This window comes from uncultured Nostoc sp., assembly GCF_937863485.1.
Taxonomy (GTDB): Bacteria; Cyanobacteriota; Cyanobacteriia; order Cyanobacteriales; family Nostocaceae; genus Nostoc.
Genome location: NZ_CALMFY010000119.1, coordinates 19,865 through 38,299, shown reverse-complemented (window position 1 = coordinate 38,299; position 18,435 = coordinate 19,865). Strand labels below are relative to the sequence as shown.

General features: G+C 43.2%; 13 protein-coding genes and 1 pseudogene. 8 read left to right on the top strand and 6 right to left on the bottom strand.

The features are described 5' to 3' along the window. Nucleotides 1–79: 79 nt before the first annotated feature. The 3 genes from Q0541_RS16100 (at nucleotide 80) to murI (ending at nucleotide 5,588) form a co-directional block, all read left to right on the top strand. On the top strand, nucleotides 80–1,957 hold the full coding sequence (locus tag Q0541_RS16100; protein WP_298911803.1) for an N-acetylmuramoyl-L-alanine amidase: 1,878 nt from the start codon (nucleotides 80–82) through the stop codon (nucleotides 1,955–1,957). Between the two features lie 733 nt (nucleotides 1,958–2,690). Next, entirely contained in the window at nucleotides 2,691–4,592 is a 1,902-nt protein-coding gene (locus Q0541_RS16095; protein ID WP_298911800.1) for an N-acetylmuramoyl-L-alanine amidase, read from the top strand. A 129-nt stretch (nucleotides 4,593–4,721) separates the two neighbouring features. Next, nucleotides 4,722–5,588, top strand: coding sequence for a glutamate racemase (murI, locus tag Q0541_RS16090; protein WP_298911916.1), 867 nt, complete (start codon nucleotides 4,722–4,724; stop codon nucleotides 5,586–5,588). Nucleotides 5,589–5,903: 315 nt separating this feature from the next. Here murI and Q0541_RS16085 read toward each other — a convergent pair whose 3' ends face one another. After that, the gene (locus Q0541_RS16085; protein WP_298911797.1) at nucleotides 5,904–6,101 is read right to left on the bottom strand and encodes a hypothetical protein; all 198 of its coding nucleotides are present in this window, start codon (nucleotides 6,099–6,101) and stop codon (nucleotides 5,904–5,906) included. A 947-nt stretch (nucleotides 6,102–7,048) separates the two neighbouring features. Between Q0541_RS16085 and sds the strand changes: the two genes are divergently transcribed. Further along, nucleotides 7,049–8,020, top strand: a complete 972-nt coding sequence (sds, locus tag Q0541_RS16080) for a solanesyl diphosphate synthase (protein ID WP_298911794.1) — start codon at nucleotides 7,049–7,051, stop codon at nucleotides 8,018–8,020. A gap of 303 nt (nucleotides 8,021–8,323) precedes the next feature. Here the strand turns inward: sds and Q0541_RS16075 are convergent, their stop codons facing one another. Next, complete coding sequence (locus Q0541_RS16075) at nucleotides 8,324–8,797, bottom strand: hypothetical protein (RefSeq protein ID WP_298911791.1); 474 nt, start codon at nucleotides 8,795–8,797, stop codon at nucleotides 8,324–8,326. A 205-nt stretch (nucleotides 8,798–9,002) separates the two neighbouring features. On the opposite strand from Q0541_RS16075, the gene hetZ reads away from it, so the two are divergent. The 3 genes from hetZ (at nucleotide 9,003) to Q0541_RS16060 (ending at nucleotide 13,886) form a co-directional block, all read left to right on the top strand. Beyond that, nucleotides 9,003–10,208: a heterocyst differentiation protein HetZ gene (hetZ, locus tag Q0541_RS16070; protein ID WP_273768474.1), complete on the top strand. Its 1,206-nt coding sequence runs from the start codon at nucleotides 9,003–9,005 to the stop codon at nucleotides 10,206–10,208. Beyond that, nucleotides 10,201–11,172, top strand: a complete 972-nt coding sequence (locus Q0541_RS16065; protein ID WP_298911777.1) for a PatU — start codon at nucleotides 10,201–10,203, stop codon at nucleotides 11,170–11,172. The genes hetZ and Q0541_RS16065 overlap by 8 nt, the downstream gene beginning before the upstream one ends. A gap of 314 nt (nucleotides 11,173–11,486) precedes the next feature. Further along, complete coding sequence (locus Q0541_RS16060; RefSeq protein ID WP_298911775.1) at nucleotides 11,487–13,886, top strand: DUF3488 and DUF4129 domain-containing transglutaminase family protein; 2,400 nt, start codon at nucleotides 11,487–11,489, stop codon at nucleotides 13,884–13,886. A gap of 133 nt (nucleotides 13,887–14,019) precedes the next feature. On the opposite strand, the gene Q0541_RS16055 is transcribed toward Q0541_RS16060, so the two are convergent. Then, nucleotides 14,020–14,154 carry a hypothetical protein gene (locus Q0541_RS16055; RefSeq protein WP_298911772.1) on the bottom strand — a complete coding sequence of 45 codons (135 nt, stop codon included), beginning with the start codon at nucleotides 14,152–14,154 and terminating at the stop codon, nucleotides 14,020–14,022. Between the two features lie 190 nt (nucleotides 14,155–14,344). Next, a complete protein-coding gene (locus tag Q0541_RS16050) occupies nucleotides 14,345–15,025 on the bottom strand; it encodes a uracil-DNA glycosylase (protein WP_298911914.1) in 681 nt (226 codons plus the stop codon). 188 nt (nucleotides 15,026–15,213) lie between these two features. Between Q0541_RS16050 and Q0541_RS16045 the strand changes: the two genes are divergently transcribed. Then, nucleotides 15,214–15,912: a phosphoribosyltransferase gene (locus Q0541_RS16045; protein WP_298911769.1), complete on the top strand. Its 699-nt coding sequence runs from the start codon at nucleotides 15,214–15,216 to the stop codon at nucleotides 15,910–15,912. A gap of 278 nt (nucleotides 15,913–16,190) precedes the next feature. On the opposite strand, the gene Q0541_RS16040 is transcribed toward Q0541_RS16045, so the two are convergent. After that, nucleotides 16,191–17,273 carry a tetratricopeptide repeat protein gene (locus tag Q0541_RS16040; RefSeq protein ID WP_298911764.1) on the bottom strand — a complete coding sequence of 361 codons (1,083 nt, stop codon included), beginning with the start codon at nucleotides 17,271–17,273 and terminating at the stop codon, nucleotides 16,191–16,193. 576 nt (nucleotides 17,274–17,849) lie between these two features. Then, a pseudogene (locus tag Q0541_RS16035) lies at nucleotides 17,850–18,324 on the bottom strand (NADAR family protein). Nucleotides 18,325–18,435: the final 111 nt, after the last annotated feature.

Here is an 18,435-nt window from a genome sequence, read left to right as displayed (position 1 = left end):
TAGGTGGTGACGATGTGATGATTTACCAATGAGTTGAGATATTGACGGCTCCCATGAACGTGAATTAGGAGAAAGGACTGTGAAATTACACTGGTTACTACCCAGTACTATTGGAACTATCTTCATGCTATCGTCGCCGGCAATGGCTGCGAGACTTGAATCTTGGCGCTTTGATGCTAATCAAAACAGGCTGGAAATTAATACTGTGGGAGCAGTTCAACCCCAAGCACAACTAATTTTTAACCCGACTCGGCTGGTAATTGATTTGCCAGGAACTACATTTGGTCGTCCGCAGCTAACCCAACAGGTGGGCAGTGGAATTCGCTCGATCCGTGTTGGGCAGTTTGATGCAGAAACGACGCGGATAGTTGTCGAACTGACTCCTGGTTATACTTTAGACCCTAAGCGAGTACAATTTGTGGGCACAACTGGCGATCGCTGGACAGTGCAATTACCTAAACCAGAAGTCGATAAAATTGCCTCATCTCCTAGAAGTGCTTACAGTGTTGTTACCCCAGACTCTGAGCCTCAACCTGGTATTTCAAGGGTTGCCACTACTACACAAGGAGCGACTCAACTTGAGCACTTACAAGTAACAGGCGATGGGTTGTTCATTCGTACCAGTGGTGGTAATCCTCCGATTCGGATAATTCGCAGCCGCGATCGCGCTACCATCTTCATGGATATCTCTGACGCATCCTTATCACCACGTCTGACGCAACAGAATAATATACCCGTTAATAAATATGGTGTTAGCCGCGTCGAATTCACCCGATTACAAACTCGACCTCCTGGTGTCCGTTTGACTTTGCGGGTAGATAAAAATAGCCCAGACTGGCAAGCAACTAATAGTAACAGCGGTGGTTTGGTGGTTCTACCTAGTCGTGTTGTCAAATTGCCTGGAAATAATAATTCGGACAATCAGTCAGAACGCGTTTCTTTTCCCAGCAGACTATCTGCTAACAACTCACCAGCAACAATTGAGTCTGTACAACTGGCTAATAATGGTACACAACTGCTAATTAAAGCCGACCAAACTTTATCTGCTAGGGGAATCTGGGATAGATCATCAGGTGTGTTCCGCGTCACAATTACTAATGCCAAGTTAGCTGCCAGAGTTACAGGCCCTACTTTTGCTGCCAATAGCCCCATTCTCCGAGTCAGGCTGCAACCGCAAGCACCCAACACAGTTGTTGTTTTAGTTCAACCAGCAGCCGGAGTGCAACTTGGGCAACCCAGGCAAATTGGCGACCAGCTTTTGGTACCAATACAAAGTTCTCGTCGGGTTGTCGCACTCCCCGGAAGACCCCCCTTTGCCTTACCTGGGCTACCACCGCCAAACCGGGGACCATTCCCAGACCCAAACAATCCAAATCCCCAGTTCCGATCACAACCACAGCGCCGAGTTACCAATGGGCGAGTGGTAGTCATTATTGACCCCGGACATGGTGGCAAAGACTCTGGAGCGCTTGGGATTGGGGGGGCACGCGAAAAGGATGTTATCTTGCCTATCGGTAGAAGGCTGGCAGAGATTTTGCAGCAAAATGGTGTACAAGTAATTATGACCAGGGATTCTGACTATTTTGTTACCCTTCCGGGACGGGTGCTATTAGCAGAGCGAGCTAATGCTGATGTGTTTGTTAGCATCCACGCTAATTCAGCAGGTGCGAGTCGTCCCGATGTTAATGGCTTAGAAGTCTATTATTACGACAGCGGTCTGGGTCTAGCTCGCATTGTCCGCAGTAGCATTCTCCAAAGTATTGGGACTATCAAAGACAGGGGAGTGCGGCGAGCCAGATTTTATGTTCTCAGAAAAAGTTCTATGCCCTCCATTCTCGTGGAAACGGGTTATATGACTGGTCGAGAGGATATGGCTAGGCTGAGAACCTCAGCTTACCAAAATAAAATGGCAGAAGCGATCGCTCGTGGTGTTCTTCAGTATCTAAAGAGAAGATAAGTAATTTAGTCGAAATTATTGAGTAAATACATCTAATCTTTACCATTTTTATCCAATTTAGTAGTAAAACAATTTAAGTATTCTTGCGGTGGGACAGAAGTAGCTTCTTTATTATTGTCATCTGATGCTTTGCAAGCCACCCAATTTAGGATTTTGGATAATGGAATTTGGTGAAGCAGCGCGGTCTTCTCCCTTAGCGTTAGCCTCTGGCAATATGAGAAGGGGAGACGCCAGGGGCGATAAGGGTTTCCACGCTACTTGACGGCAGTTGCTTCTCAAGACAGGAGACGCGCAAGGGCGCACTGCCTCCTTTATGCCTCCTAACCCGTCCACCGCAGTGGCTCCCCATGAGCGACTGTACCAAGCCGTTCGCGCAGCGTCTCCCCTTGGGAGAAGGGATTGATCCCACTGATAAACGGATGGGGCTTGAGAATTTTAAATTTTAGATAATGGAATTATTTCAGATCACAAGGGGTGTTAGTGTAGCAAGACGTTAGTCTGGCATGAACCAAAAATCAAAAAATCTAAAATTGGGAATCTAAAATCTAAAATTGACAGTCAAATTTATCTGAGCTAATGGCATGGCAAATTCACAAGAGCGTGCTATATTTTACCCCATTAGCTGTGTCTTAATAACAGCGCAAAACTCAAGTGGGCGCGGTGATGGTGTGAGGATTTGCCAATATGTTGAGATGTTGACGGCTCCCATGAATGTGAATCAGGAGAAAGGACTGTGAAATTACACTGGTTACTATCCAGTACTATTGGAACTATCTTCATGCTATCGTCGCCAGCAATGGCCGCGAAACTTGAATCTTGGCGTTTTGATGCCAATCAAAACAGGCTGGAAATTAATACTTTAGGGGATGTTCAACCCCAAGCACAATTAATTTTTAACCCGACTCGTTTGGTAATTGATTTGCCAGGAACCACATTTGGGCGTCCGCAGCTAACCCAACACGTGGGTGGTGCAATTCGTTCTATCCGTGTTGGGCAGTTTGACGAACAAACAACACGCATAGTCGTTGAAGTTACTCCTGGTTATACTTTAGACCCCAAACGAGTACAATTTGTTGGTAGAACTGGTGATCGCTGGACAGTGCAATTACCTACGCCAGAAGCCGAAAATGTACCCTTAAGAAATACTGTGGGGCAACAAGAACAAGCTATAGCAACAGAAACTTCACCGAGAACATCTCCACCAGTCTTCTCCCAAAGAGATATTTACAACGTGGTGACAACAGGTCCTGTCAATCCACCTAAAAACGGAATGCTTGTCGCCAGGGTTACTCAAATTGAGGACTTACAAGTCACAGGCGATGGTTTTTTCATCCGTACCAATGGTGGTAATCCTCAGATTCAGGTTAATCGTAGCAACAATCAGAGGGCAATTAACATCGATATTGCTGGCGCAACTTTATCACCAATTCTAAAGCAGCGGGATTTGTCGATTAATCGCTATGGTGTCAGCCGGATTCAGTTCAGCCAACTGCAAACAAGCCCATCTGTTGTTCGCCTGACTTTACAGGTAGAGGAAAATAGTCCCAATTGGCGAGCAACCACTAGTAGTCTTGGTGGTTTTGTCGTTCTGCCCAGTCGTGGCGTTGCCCAGTTGCCTGGAGGTAACAATCCACGCCCTATACCATCTACTAATACCTCACCTGCTACTATTGAGTCTGTGCAACTGGCTAATAATGGCACACAATTGCTGATTAGAGGCGACCAAACTTTATCTGCTACAGGAGGCTGGGATAGAAGCTCTGGTCTGTTCCGCATAACTATCAACAATGCTCGGTTAGCTCCCAAAGTCACAGGCCCGACTTTTAATCCTAACAGCCCTATCCTGCGAGTCCGCCTGCAACCACAAGAATCGAATACTGTCATCGTCTTGGTTCAACCAGCAGCCGGAGTGCAAATTGGGGAACTCAACCAGGTTGGCGACGAGCTTTTGGCTCTAGAATTACAACGCTCTGGTAGCGTCACAGCGCCCATTGCTTTACCTCCTCTGCCATCGCCAAACCAAGGTCAATTCCCAAACCCTACAGATATTCCCCGGACAATTTCGCAGCCACGGCCACACGCCTCGGTTCCCAGAGGGAAATTGCTAGTAGTTATTGACCCAGGACATGGTGGAAAAGATTCAGGTGCCCCAGGTCTGGGCGGACTTTTAGAAAAGGATGTAATCCTGCCTATTGGTAAAAGGGTAGCAGCAATTTTAGAGCAAAATGGTGTGCAAGCGGTATTAACGCGGGATGCTGACTTTTTTGTAGAACTTCAGGGACGGGTAGAAATTGCCGAGCGAGTTAATGCGACTGCGTTTGTCAGCATTCACGCTAATTCCGTTGATAATCGCCCTGATGTGAATGGGTTAGAAGTATATTATTACGACAGCGGTTATACTCTGGCTGAAGTAGTTCGCAATACCATCCTCCAGAACATCGGTACTATCAAAAACCGAGGAACTCGCAAAGCCAGATTCTACGTTCTCAGGAAAAGCTCTATGCCCTCGATTTTAGTGGAAACAGGCTATATGACTGGTTACGAGGATAATCCTAGATTGGGAACGCCAGAGTATCAAAATCGGATGGCAGAAGCGATCGCTCGTGGCATCCTCAAATACTTACAGCAGAGGTAATATAGTACAAATTACTAATTAAAGAGGTGGTATTTAAACTTCTTTTACGTGCAGAATTTAGTAGTCAATTTGGAGATTGTCTGCTAAATTCTGTATTTGAAATCCAAAAACCTAAATCAACATCTGCCTGTGTATTCATCTTCCATCTTTGAAGGGAATCTTGACGATTTTTCGGCTCTTGAACCCCAACGGGCCCCAATTGGCATCTTTGATAGTGGTGTGGGTGGACTGACGGTACTGCGACAACTATATCGGCAACTCCCCAATGAATCAATTGTTTACTTTGGGGATACAGCTCGACTTCCTTACGGAATTCGTTCACAAGCAGAAATTTTACAATTTACGCGGGAAATTCTTACCTGGCTACAACAGCAGCGGGTAAAAATGGTGATTATGGCTTGCAACACCAGTTCTGCTCTAGCCCTAGAAACAGTGCGTCATGAATTCAGCATACCCATTTTGGGAGTGATCCTACCGGGTGCAAAAGCAGCGGTGCAGCAAGGAAAGCGGATTGGTGTGATTGCCACTCCAGCTACAGCTAAGAGTAATGCTTATAAGCACGCTATACTCGAAATTGCTCCTGATGTCCAAGTCTGGCAAGTCGGATGTCCAGAGTTTGTGCCACTGATTGAGCAAAACCGCATTCACGACCCCTACACCGCTGAAGTTGCACGAGCCTACCTAAAGCCTTTACTAGAGCAGGAAATTGACACCTTAGTTCACGGCTGTACCCATTATCCTCACCTTACACCAGTATTGCGATCGTTCCTCCCCTCCGAAATCCAATTAGTTGACCCGGCTGTTCATGTTGCCGCAGCTTGTGCCCAAGAGCTAGACTTGCTAGGCTTAAGAAATACTCACTTCCCACTGCCAACTCGCTTCGCCGTCAGCGGTTGTCCGCAACAGTTTTCCCAGTCAGGAGTGCAGTGGCTAGGATATACCCCAATGGTTGAAGAGGTTTGCTTCACTGATACCGCTATTTCCCAACTCCAATAAAACTATTTAAAAAATGAGAAGTTATACCAATTCTTTGTTAAACTGCACAAAATCAAGCTTGCTCAGACTTAGGGCAAAATCCCCAAGTTTTAGAGCAATCTCATAAGTAGTTGGATAAAAATATTTATAGTTCTTGCGATTACAACATTTGTGCAACTCTATCAGACGCTTTGCGTAACTTGCTTCTTTATATCGCGGAGCGTCTGGTAGAGTTGGAGTACGCTCCATTCACACTGAACATTGTGCAATTAATTCTCTCCGATTGCTTAGGTAATCGGTACTAGGTGTTAAAAGTTTTGAATTAATAACTCCTCACTACTGACTATTAACTGCTTGAGTCACCTTTGTCCTTACTGATATCTCCTGCTTGTGTTTTCCTTCGACAGATGAAGGGAAACTTGTAAGAACAGTCTTTGCACCCGTTCGCTTTGCCAGTGCTAATAACAGGTACACTGTGAACAAATATCCAGACGCTAAAATAAAAATCATCATAGGTATACTTCCGTAAATCATTGTTCTACCAGCACCTTTCTAAACGAATATAAAATTCCACAAAATTAGTAGAACCTCAGCCAACCAAGTGCATTCTTGATGGCTATAGTTTCCTATGGTAAAATTAGCTGTAGGGATAAAATTCTTTACGGACAAAGAATTTATTATCTAATGCGACTTTTCGCAGACCATAGATCCCACAGCAGTTAGATTGCCCTTTAGCAATCTAAAACTACGATTCTTTGCGATCTACTTGATCTGCGTTCTTTTTGCTCACACTGCTGCTAAATGAGCAATGCTTGCGCTCAACCTGCGCTGAAGACGTGTAGCGGCTTCCCTAAGGGATATCGCATAGCTCCAAACCAGGAGTTTCGCGGATTCGCAGGAAAAATCAAAGGAATTATTCCTTTAATCTAGGCTACGACTAATTATTTTAGACTCACCTCACCAAGCCAGTAAAATCAACTAGTACGTGACTTCCTTTTGGAGTGTGAATATCTGAAAAATTTAAAATTCCTATATTTTAGCCTAACACAACCACCCTGAATTTTAAGCCCACTTGAGTGCTAAATTTCAAATTTTTTGAATAGCTACACTTCAGTCCTGAAAAATTCCTTCTTACCTATTAGTGACCATTTTAAATTACATCAATTTTGTCAATAAGTAATATTGCTTAAATTGTCTTTTTATCTGTGGTAGGAAACATCTACTGGGAAACTACTTAACACAATTTAAGCTGATATTTATTCCCATATACTGATAATTCCGGTTCTAAGTTAGTTTAAAACCTAAATTTCCACAAATTAAGCATAATTGCTTATTGACAAATGTATTACTAACCAAAGCAATCCCCGATAGACTCATGAATATGGGATTACTTTATGAAAACTTTGCGCTGGCACAGGGTTATCTTAAAATGAGTAGAGGATATGTAAACTTTCGTAACCTAAGTCAGAGTCCGCCCATCCATGACCCCAGCCACCTCCATGTTTACCCCTGTGGAAGCAGACCTGCGACTACTAGCAGATAACCTAAAACAGCTAGTTGGAAATCGTCACCCCATTCTGTTTGCAGCAGCCGAACATTTATTCGGAGCTGGGGGAAAGCGTATCAGACCAGCAATCGTCCTGCTAATATCGCGGGCAACAATGTTAGATCAAGACATTACGCCGCGTCACCGCCGCCTAGCTGAGATTACAGAAATGATTCACACAGCAAGCTTGGTACATGACGATGTGGTAGATGAATCAGACGTGCGGCGAGGCGTTCCTACCGTTCATAGTTTGTTCGGTAATCGCATTGCCATATTAGCAGGAGATTTTCTTTTTGCTCAATCGTCCTGGTATTTAGCAAACTTAGACAATTTGGAAGTGGTGAAACTCCTCTCAGAAGTCATTATGGATCTGGCTACTGGGGAAATCCAGCAAGGACTGAATCGTTTTGATACTGGGATCTCTATTGAAACTTATCTCCAGAAGAGTTATTACAAAACAGCTTCGTTAATCGCCAACAGTTCTAAAGCTGCTGGGTTACTGAGTGAAGTCTCCGGAGAAACTGTTGAGCATATATATAGCTACGGTCGTCATTTTGGGATAGCATTTCAAATTGTTGACGACATTCTAGATTTCACCAGTACAACAGATACCTTGGGTAAACCAGTGGGGTCGGATCTCAAAAGTGGTAATCTGACTGCACCCGTTTTATTTGCTTTAGCAGAAAAACCATCCTTGGAAGTGCTGATTGAAAGAGAGTTTGCTCAAGAAGGGGATTTAGAGCAAGCACTGGAACTAATTCAAGATAGTCAAGGTATACAACAGGCGCGAGAGTTAGCTGCTCATCATGCTAAGTTAGCAATTGAACATCTTGCAGTTCTCCCACCTTCAGAATCCCACCAGGCATTGATTAACATAGCTGAGTACACACTTAGTCGTCTCTATTAAATCAGTTATCAGTTAACAGGTACAAAATGATAATTTAGACCCTAAGTTAAACCTTTCACCTGTTTTTAGGTGGGGGAATCTGGCTCAACGGTAAACTCAAATTTAAAAAATGTTCACTGATAACTGTTTGCTAACCAATTTTAGATTAAAGGGAAAGTTAAGCCGATCGCCTGGTTGTTTAAAAGACTAAAAGGGTAGTAACTGGCATTAATTTTTCTTCATCATAAACTTTTTCAAACGAATTTGAGATTTAAAATTTTGGATGTTGGATTGTATAGAAGCAATCCAACATCCAAAATTTTTCTATGCAATATCAGGGGGTATCTGTTTAGGCGATCGCTGTTGTTGCAACTGTTGTTGCATGAGTTTTTCTAGGTCAGCTCGCCGAATTTCAACGGTATGAGTGGTCTTACCCGGCGTTTCCAAAAAAACGATACTATCTACGGGTTCCAATGCCACCAATTGGAACAAAATATGGGTGACAGGAATAATTTTAGCTAGCATTTGAGGGTCAAGCCCAGCAGGGGAAATTAGAGAGACATCCTGTATGGTAGGAAAAGCGTAAATCACACGCTTTTCCAATCCTGGATTAGCACGATTGCTCAATGTAGTTAAAACCCAGCTTGCCTCTGAATTTTGGAGAATATAGTACTGGGAGTAACGTAATTTTTGAGCGATCGCTCTAAGGGCAGGAGCAATTGCTGCAACAAGATGTGGTGTCATCCCATCGCGGGGCGCATTGTCAATCAGCAATTGAATTTGTGCTTCTAAATCCATAATGACTTGTATACGGCTCCTGGGTAATGGCAATAACATCTATCAAAGTGTGAACAATCCCATCAAAGTTGGGAATAATAAAATCAGCCACATCCTAAATGTAGGATTGGTCTGCGTTTAGCTTATACATAAAACGGAAAAAACCAATACCCACAGTCATACAGGTTGTATTTAAGTAAGTTAGGGTCTTTTGAAAACCGAGACTATGAATTCAGCCGCAACCGCAACTATTCCATCTGTAACTATTCTGGGAGAAAATTCTAAAGGCGTGGAGGTGATCTTTCAACTCCTGTCCAGGGAGTTTCAGCAGTCAACCAAAGCTTCGGAACAGAATTGCCACGATGTAGCAACACGTATTACCACCGAAGTATATCGAATTTGCCATGAAAGCAAACGTATCCAAGCTTCTGGCTCTGTAGAAAGCTCGGCGATGACCCTAGCTCGGCATCGGCTACAACAGTGTCTCAGGTATTATCAGTTGGGTTCAAATCGGGGCAGGGTAGAATTACACAGCACTCTGAGTGCAATTATTTATCGATACATTAATCCTCCTCAGAAGCAATTGAGTTATCAAGGGCGGCTGACTATAATTGAAGATTTCTTACAGAGTTTTTATCTGGAGGCATTAAACGCTTTCCGGCGAGAAAATCAACTTGGTCCCACTTATCGCCCTCAGACGCTTCTAGAATTGTCCGAGTACATGGCATTTACCGAGCGCTACGGCAAGCGACGCATTCCCTTACCAGGCCGTCAGCAGCAGCTAATTATCCTGCGGGCGCAAACTTTTTCCCAACAGCAGCCCCCAGAAACCAGTGTAGATATAGAACAAGCCGCAGAAGGCAGCAATAGTGAAGCCGATGGTTCTTGGGAAGAGCCAGCAGTGCAGCAATTGCGCTCCACAATGGCAACGCAAGCCGAACCTGAACCCGAAGAAGATACCTTGCGCTCCGTTGTGGTTACGGAATTAATGAATTATCTCGAACAACGGCAACAATCTGACTGCGCTGATTACTTTTCCCTCCGCCTCCAGGATCTATCAGCACAGGAAATTGAGTCGATTTTAGGTTTAACCCCTCGTCAGAGAGATTACTTGCAGCAGCGCTTTAAGTATCATTTGATTCGGTTTGCCTTGTTACACCGTTGGGAATTAGTTCACGAGTGGCTGGAAGCTTCTTTACACACCAATTTGGGCTTAACTCCCCAGCAATGGCAAGTATACACAGCACAGCTGGACAATAAGCAACGGTCTTTACTAGAGTTGAAGCAACAAGGACAAGCCGATGAAAAAATAGCAAAAACTTTAGGGCTGTCAATGGCACAACTTCAAAAACGGTGGTTTAAGATTCTTGAGCAAGCTTGGGAAATTCGTAACTCATTAGTGTCCGGATCAGGTGCATCTACTCATGAATAGTGACTCAGAATCCTTACAACACCAGTGTCTCGATTGGTTATTGACAGATAATGTCAAAAATAACGAGCAATCGGTATGTGAGGAAAATGACGGGGTAGAAAACCTCCTCAAGGAAGCCACTGCTTCAAAAAGCAGTGAGCCAAAATTGGGAGGAACGCCCCAGGCCTTTCAATTGGGAGAAATTCCTACTGTGCAAGATCGTTTCCAAGCCGTCCTTAAGCGTCGGTTACAAATCCAAGTCCAAGACCACCCACCTTTGTTTCCCTGGGAAACACAATTAATCGACTATCCCGATTTTGTTGATGAGCCGTCAATGACGCTCGTTCCTACCTGGGGGTGGATGGTACAACAGTCGAAGCTAAATCTGCCACGTCCCTTGCCAGAAAAAGTTTTCCGGCAATTGCTGGAACAATGTCAGGCGTTGGTGACATCTTCGGTGCCTCTGGGGGCAAAATTAGTTCAAGTGGTGGAGAACTTTTTTCCCAACGAATCTCAAGCATTAAACGATATAGCTGGATTGGTGCTAAGAAGCACCTATCGGTCTGTAAATACTCTGGAAACAATACCCAATATTCAGAGCGATTACTCAGATTTACAACCACGTCAACAGATGGCTTTGTCGTTGCTAGCAGCTAAACAACTGCTGGAAAATCTGACTCTACCACTTTCAGCAACCAGTCCAGTGGTAGAAAGACAATGGCTAACCAGTGTCGGTAATTTGAACATTAGAGTAGAGTATCAGTCTGTAGGTATTACGAGGTTACTTGTTCAGGCTGAGTTACCCATTAAAGGAACTTTGACACTTCGCGGAACTGGCACCTTAGCAATGGCAACATCTTCGACTTCGGGATATTTAAGTGTAGAGTTAGGCTGCGAACAACTTAACCCAACTTATACCCTGGAAGTTGAGTTTACAGAAATAGACCAACAGCCATTGTTGTTCGTGATTAGTCCCACGATTTAGTTTAAATTGCCAGCGCTAGGACACTACGTCGATCAACGCCGATATATATTAAGAGGATTTTCCTGGTTTTGAAGCTTATCCTATTTTTCAACAAGTGGTCATTAGGGTGTCTACGAGAAGCAGTTATTACAAAGATACGGGGACACGGAGAAAGTATTTGATAATTTCTCCGTGTCTTTACGTCTCTGGCCGCATCTTCCGCTATCGATTATTTCTTTGACACAGTAGTAGGGTAGTTAATTACATCCCCCCGATTGTGTTCGTTGCATCTACATCATTGCTTCGCTTAAACTCAAATGTTTAACTTATCCAGGATGAATCGGTTTTGGCGTCTCCCTGTAGGTAATTTCTGGCGGCAAAATATGCAGGGGTCGCCTTTAATAGAAGTAGAAGATTCAATTTCCTTGCGGGTGCTGGTGCTAGCGTTGGTTATTTTGGGAATTGTGGCGACGGATATCGCCGCCGAGACTTCATTCAGTTTTTGGGCGTTACCCCTGAGTGGATTGGGTGGAATTTGGAGTTACTATCGTCGCCATGATGCCAATGTTGCAGTTAAGTTTTGCATCGCTATCGGAATGTTAGTAGCACTGGGTGCTTTCTTTGGGCGGTTAGTGGGAGAGTTGAATGATACGCGGTTGGGTTTGGCGGAGTTATTAATTCAACTCCAGGTGTTGCACAGCTTTGATACACCCCGCCGCAAAAATTTGGGCTATTCGATTGTCATAGGACTGATTTTATTGGGTGTAGCGGCAACGCTAAGTCAGACTTTAGCATTTGCACCTGTGTTGCTGTTATTTTTAGCGATCGCTCTGCCAACTTTAGTATTAGATTATCGCTCACGCTTGGGTTTGCAGCCATTAAAAACTCAAAAGGAAAAACTCAATCAGAATTCCTCAACTCTTAATTTTAAATTTTTAATTCTGAATTTTTTGCTAATTGTCGGTCTGGGGCTGGCAATTTTTGCACTTTTACCCAGATTCCCTGGCTATCAATTACGGAATTTTCCTGTAAGTTCTCCTATCGAGTTAAAAGGCAATTTTACAGGTCGTAGTATCATCAATCCTGGTTATGCCCGCCAAGGTAAAGGTAATAATCAAGGTAGTGGTAGCGGTGGTACGGGACAAAACCAAACTGGTCAACCAGGGAAATTAGATAATAACTTTTATTACGGTTTTAATAGTCAGATTAACCAAAACCTGCGGGGCGAGATGAAACCTAAAGTTGTGATGCGGGTGCGATCGCAAGCTGAGGGTTTTTGGCGAGTGCTAGGATTTGACCGTTATACAGGTAAGGGATGGGAAGTTTCTCGTAATGAAGATGTTATGACCATGAAGCGATCGCCTTGGTCTTACCAAATTTTCCTGAACCAACCTCTGATTAGAGGTAAAACCCAAGAGATAGTACAAACTTATACAGTAGTGGCGGATTTGCCTAACCTAATTCCGGCGATGGCTTATCCTAAAGAGATTTATTTTCCGACACCAATAATCGCGGTTGATACAGAAAATGGATTGCGATCGCCTGTGGAATTATCAGAAGGATTCACCTACACAGTAATTTCTGGAGTACCATACCGTGATCGCACTTTGTTAGGTGAAGCTTCTACTAAATATCCACAACAGATTAAGAAGCATTATCTGCAAATCCCTCCCGAAATTGCCGAAAAAGTCCGACAACGTACCGAAGAGATTCTCGCTAACTACAATCGGGAAGGGGTATCAAAGTCTTTTAAAAGTTTGGATTCACCTTATGAAAAGGCTCTCTACTTAGCTCAATACCTGAAGCAACACTATTCTATTCCCCAAAATCCCTTAGATTTGCCTTATTTGGGAGAAAAAGATGACTTAGTAGAGGCTTTTTTATTCAAATATAAAGGTGGTTATCCAGACCACTTCTCAACAGTTCTTACGGTAATGCTACGTTCCATTGGTATCCCAGCGCGGTTAGTAGCGGGGTTTAGTGCAGGAGAATTTAATCCATTTACAGGGTTATATGTTGTCCGTAATACTGACGCTTATGCGATGACGGAAGTATATTTTCCGAAATATGGCTGGTTTGCCTTTGACCCCATTCCCAATCATCCCCTGATACCTCCATCAGTAGAAGATACTCAGACTTTTAGTGTCTTGCGCCAGTTGTGGCACTGGGTTGCTGGATGGTTACCTTCTCCAGTGACAGGTTTGTTGAATAATGTATTTGAGACAATATTTAGGTGGGTGATTAGAGCGATTGCTTGGTTTCTAGCTTTATTCTCTCAAGGTTGGTTTGGTGTATTAATTGGCTTAATCTTGACAACTACAGCAGCTTTCTTCGGTTGGCTGGGTTGGGGTCAGTGGCGAGAGTGGCGCAACCGCCGATGGTTAAAGAAATTGCCAGCAATGGAAAGCCTTTATCAACAAATGCTGCAATGGACAACTCAAAAAGGTTTAGGCAAACATCCAGCACAAACACCTTTAGAGTATGCCAGAGGATCATACCAGCATCATGCCCCAGCAACTGCTGAGGTAATAGATGAGATTAGCCAAGCCTATGTTAGTTGGCGTTATGGTGGTCATGTTCCTAACTTGAAGCGATTGCGAGAAAGATGGCAAGGGGAGCATCCCAATTGTGCAAAAAGAGGGGGAGAAGCCAAAAATATTCGCGATGAAATCTCGCGAATGATTTTCCTTTCTTTATTTTTGCACAATTGGGATGCTCCCGATGGCAAGGGATGAAAAAAACTGCTAAGTAGATTCTAAGACTTCGCATAAATTACTGGCGTTACTGAATCTTACCGTCGCTGAAAAATACAAACGAACCTTACCAACGACAACTTCTTGGAATGTTGAAGGTTTGCCAACATTTAATCTAACCTGGCATCTGCATCAAATTTCCTGAGGAGTAGCGACGCAAACCGTGGTTGAACACACCTGCACCAACCAATAGCACGGTAGTTAATCCAGCCACTGCTAGCACAGCATAAATCAAAGATAGCGATCGCAATTAGTGGACTGAAATTTTCTCTTTTCTTTCACAGAGTCTAGTCATCTACATCGCTTCAAATCTTGTATTTAGTCCTATTGACAGGACTTTAGCTATTAGCTTTGGAATTTATTCCCAAGCAGGATAGCAACGAAGCGAGTAATTGAAAAGATGCTGCTAATGACAAGCCTTAAAAGGAGGAAATTAAATATTAGCTGTTGTTTTGGATTTCGTCTAACTTGGCCCGCACTGCCTGGATATCCTGCCACATCAACCATTTTGGCGCGCCTCTTTCCTTGGAAGGATTACGCAGCAAGTAGGAAGGATGAAAAATTGGCATACATAAACGCCCTTCCCACTCCAGCCACTGGCCGCGAATTTTCGTAATTCCCCGCTTATCGCCAGTGATCCCTTTGACAGCAGTTGCACCGGTTAACAGAATTATTTTGGGGTCAACTAGGCGAATTTGTTCTAGTAAATAGGGTAGACAAGCCGCCACTTCTACAGGAGTAGGAACTCTATTATCTGGTGGGCGACATTTATTGATATTGGCAATGTATACATCCTGCTCAATAATCAGATTTACAGATGCCAAAATTTTCTCTAGCAACTGCCCTGATCTGCCTACAAATGGTAAACCCGTTTCATCTTCATTTTGACCAGGCGCTTCTCCTATAACCATGATTGGTGCTTTGAGATTACCGCGTCCGACAACAGCATGAGTCCGAGTGTCTCCCAATGCACAACGGTGGCAGCGATCGCAATCCTGTGTCAACTCCGTGATGCCAGAATATGTTCCCGGAGCGATCGGAATTTTAGCGTCCGTGGGAATCAGTTCTTGCTGGCTAAAGGTTGAGTCGTCGAAGAGGCTGAGTTGTGTTTCGCTGCTCATGAAAATCAGGATTTTGGTATTAGCACCTGTCATATCTGAGTTAAATACCGCTTTTGTTGCAGATTTATCAGAATAAATAGACTTTTGCTGATTACTTATTATTTATACAAATCTTATTGTATCAGTTAATTTGAGACAAAATTCAGTCATGATAAAAGTAGTGCCGTCCTAAGATGCTGGGGGAAACCATGTCACATACCCCACTTTTTGCCGATCGCACCCATGCGGGTGAGAAATTGGCGCGAGTGATTCATGATGTTTTAACTCAGCAAACTATTGATTCTGGGGTAAAGCCTGTACCAATTGTTTATGCTTTGCCAAGAGGGGGTGTCCCATTAGCAGCACCAATAGCCCGTCTTTTGGATTGTCCGTTGACAATCATTGTGGCGAAAAAGATTAGCCATCCAGAAAATCCAGAGTTAGCAATTGGTGCAGTAACTACTTCTGGAAATGTTCTTTGGACTGATCAAAAGCTATTTCGCCCTAAACATGATGCGCGGTGGCGGGAAGTAGCTTTAAATAAAGCCATCAATCAAGCTAAATCTCTTGAAGCTCAATTAATTCCTGCTTGTCCGCAGGTGAATGCCGAGAATGCTACGCTCATTTTAGTTGATGATGGCATTGCCACAGGTATGACAATAGCGGTAGCGGCAACTGCCATGAAAGCGCTTTCTCCAGCAGCAGTTTGGCTATGTACTCCAGTAGCGCCACAAAAATTGCTACCCTGGTTAGAACAGTGGGGCGATCGCACAATTGTCTTGGAAACACCGGAACCCTTCTGGAGTGTGAGTAATTTTTACGCCCAATTTCCTCAAGTAGATACATTAGAAGTTATCCGATATCTCCAGCAACAAAAGACAATGGGGGGAATGGATCTGTGCGAGTAATTTTAAATTTTAAATGAGTAAACTTTAAATTGTTTCCCTTTCTTCCTTTTTAATTATTTGGAGATTTTCCTTACTGGTATTGCATCTGGTTGACTGACAAAAGTCCTCAAAGTTTTGTCCTTTCGCTTTCATCCAGCTTGGAATCAATTCCCAAGTTAATAGCTTAAGTCTACTTTAGTAGACTCAAAAGCATATCTAGTCCACTTTAGTGGACTGGAGCTATAAGCAATTAATTGATTGCAGGGCGAGTTAGGGTGCAACACATTCATATTTGTCAGTCAACCAGGGTATTGCATAGCTTTGGCGTAATCGCCCAAGGCATAGCAAGCAGCTTTCAAACGAGCAAGAGCTTCTTCTTCACTGCGCCGATCTTTCATACTCCTAGCTAACAGTAAACGTTCTTCATAATATGTAATTGCTTTGTTATAGTCACCCAAAGCTTCACAAGCAACTCCTAAACTACCTAAAGACTGTTCCTCGCTACGGTTGTCTTGAATTTCTCTAGCTAATTGCAACCGCTCTTCATAATACTTAATGGCTTTGACATAATCATATAAGGCATAACAAGCATTACCTAGATTCTTTAGCACCTGAGAAGCACTACGAACATTTTTTAAGGAGCGTGCTATTATTAAACATTGCTCATAGCAGGCGATCGCTTTTGGGTAATTGTCCAAAGCATACCAAGCATTACCCAAATTCTTGAGTACCTGTTCCTCACCCCAATTATCTTTGAGTTCCCGTACAATTTCTAGGCTTTGTTGCTGATACTCAATTGCCTGTATAAAGTTACCTAAAGCTTTATAAACCAATCCCAAATTATTCAGTGCAGCCAATTGACTCCGTTTATCTTGCAGCTGTTGCGTTATTTTCAAACACTTTTCCAGAAACTCAATAGCCTTGTTATGGTCATTTAGGTGGCGGTATGAATTGCCTAAATGGGAAAGTGCTTGCATTTGCAATGCTAAATCTGAGGTGTTGTTGAGCAAAGACAAACACTGTTGGGAGTGAGAGATAGCACCCCTGTAGTCTCCGGCGCTGTAAGTTACCAATCCTAAAAAACAAAGCACCTGTGCCTGTTTTTGCAAATCCCCAATTGCCTGAAACAACCCCAAGGATTGTTGTAAAGATTTTATCGCCGTAAGGAATTCACCAGCTTGCTGCTGTTGCATTCCTTGCCGTAGTAGCTTGGACGCTTCCGATAAATTGTCGTCACTTTCCTGTGAAGGTAGTATTTCTGCTTGTGAACCAGAGTCAAATTCATGGGTAATTGTATTACGCTTCACTGATTTTAGGTATGTTGTAGGTAATTGCAGGGGAACTATATTTTTCGATCTGTTATTCCATTCGCCTTTAGACATCAACCCCTTCCTGTTAAGTCTGCTGGTAAATCTAGTGTTCCCAAAACCAGAAGGCATCTTTCATCAGGTTGGTTTAGCACAGCGTAGGTTAAGCAGGGGTGAGAGTTGATCAATGAAGCGATCGCTTTGCTATTGAATCGTTGATCGAGGCTTTGAGATTACGACTCATGAAGAGTAATAACTATAGTTGTCAGTTAGCCAATAGGCAACTTTTAAAGATAAATACGTCTTTAGACCGCAGAGTGTCAATCCTGTGAAGAAATGCTGCTTTTACAGCTATTTTCAGGTAAATAGACCACGCGGTAGGGGCACAGCATTGCTGTGCCCTTACGACAGATGTGGTTCAAATACATGAAAACTGCTGTAACCTATTCAACAATAATCTACATTTCAGAAGTTTAGGCGAGTGTGTCTTTAGTGTCTTTAAAACTAGAAGATATAAAAATATTTTTTCAACGCAATGTACTACTAAAAGTTTGAGCCTAGTAATCTTAGTTTCACGCCTTTAATTGCCTATCTCTCCTTCAATTTGGATTATAGGAGTCGATACTGGGGCAAGCATTCATAGCAACAATATTATTTAACAGTTCTATTATCAACATCTGCGCTGTATGTATGGTGCAGGATTTCTCGCACCTCCATTAAAATTTTTCCTAGCATGTTTTTACCACTACCATCGGCCCCGCAACCCCAGTAAAAATCGATCGGCGAGTTTTCAACAATTTCTGCATTGCCTGTGGAAAGTAAGATATCCCTGATATCTCTATGAGTTTTAAATTTACATAGCACAGCTTGCCGCATGATGTCGTCTTTAACTTGTTCCCAATCTTTACGTAAGGGACGGGTTTTCTCACGCCCCATTCTTGCCGCATCTTTAGGTGTTTTAACTAGGCGGATTTGTTCTATATGAGGTGTACCCACAAACAAACTTTTGCGCTTGAAAGTAGTGTTCGCTAGTTGGCCAATACAATCGATCTAATTCAAAGCCGTGGGGCGAAAAGTTAGAGAAACAGCCATATTCTTCACGAGTGCTATAAAAATAGATTGTCATAGAAGTTGATACCACTTTGAATTTACTTAATTTGTAAGAGCTTCAGCCCTTACTACAAGCAAGTTTAGGTAATTTTACATTCGTCACATAGTTTAATTAATTCTTGCTTGC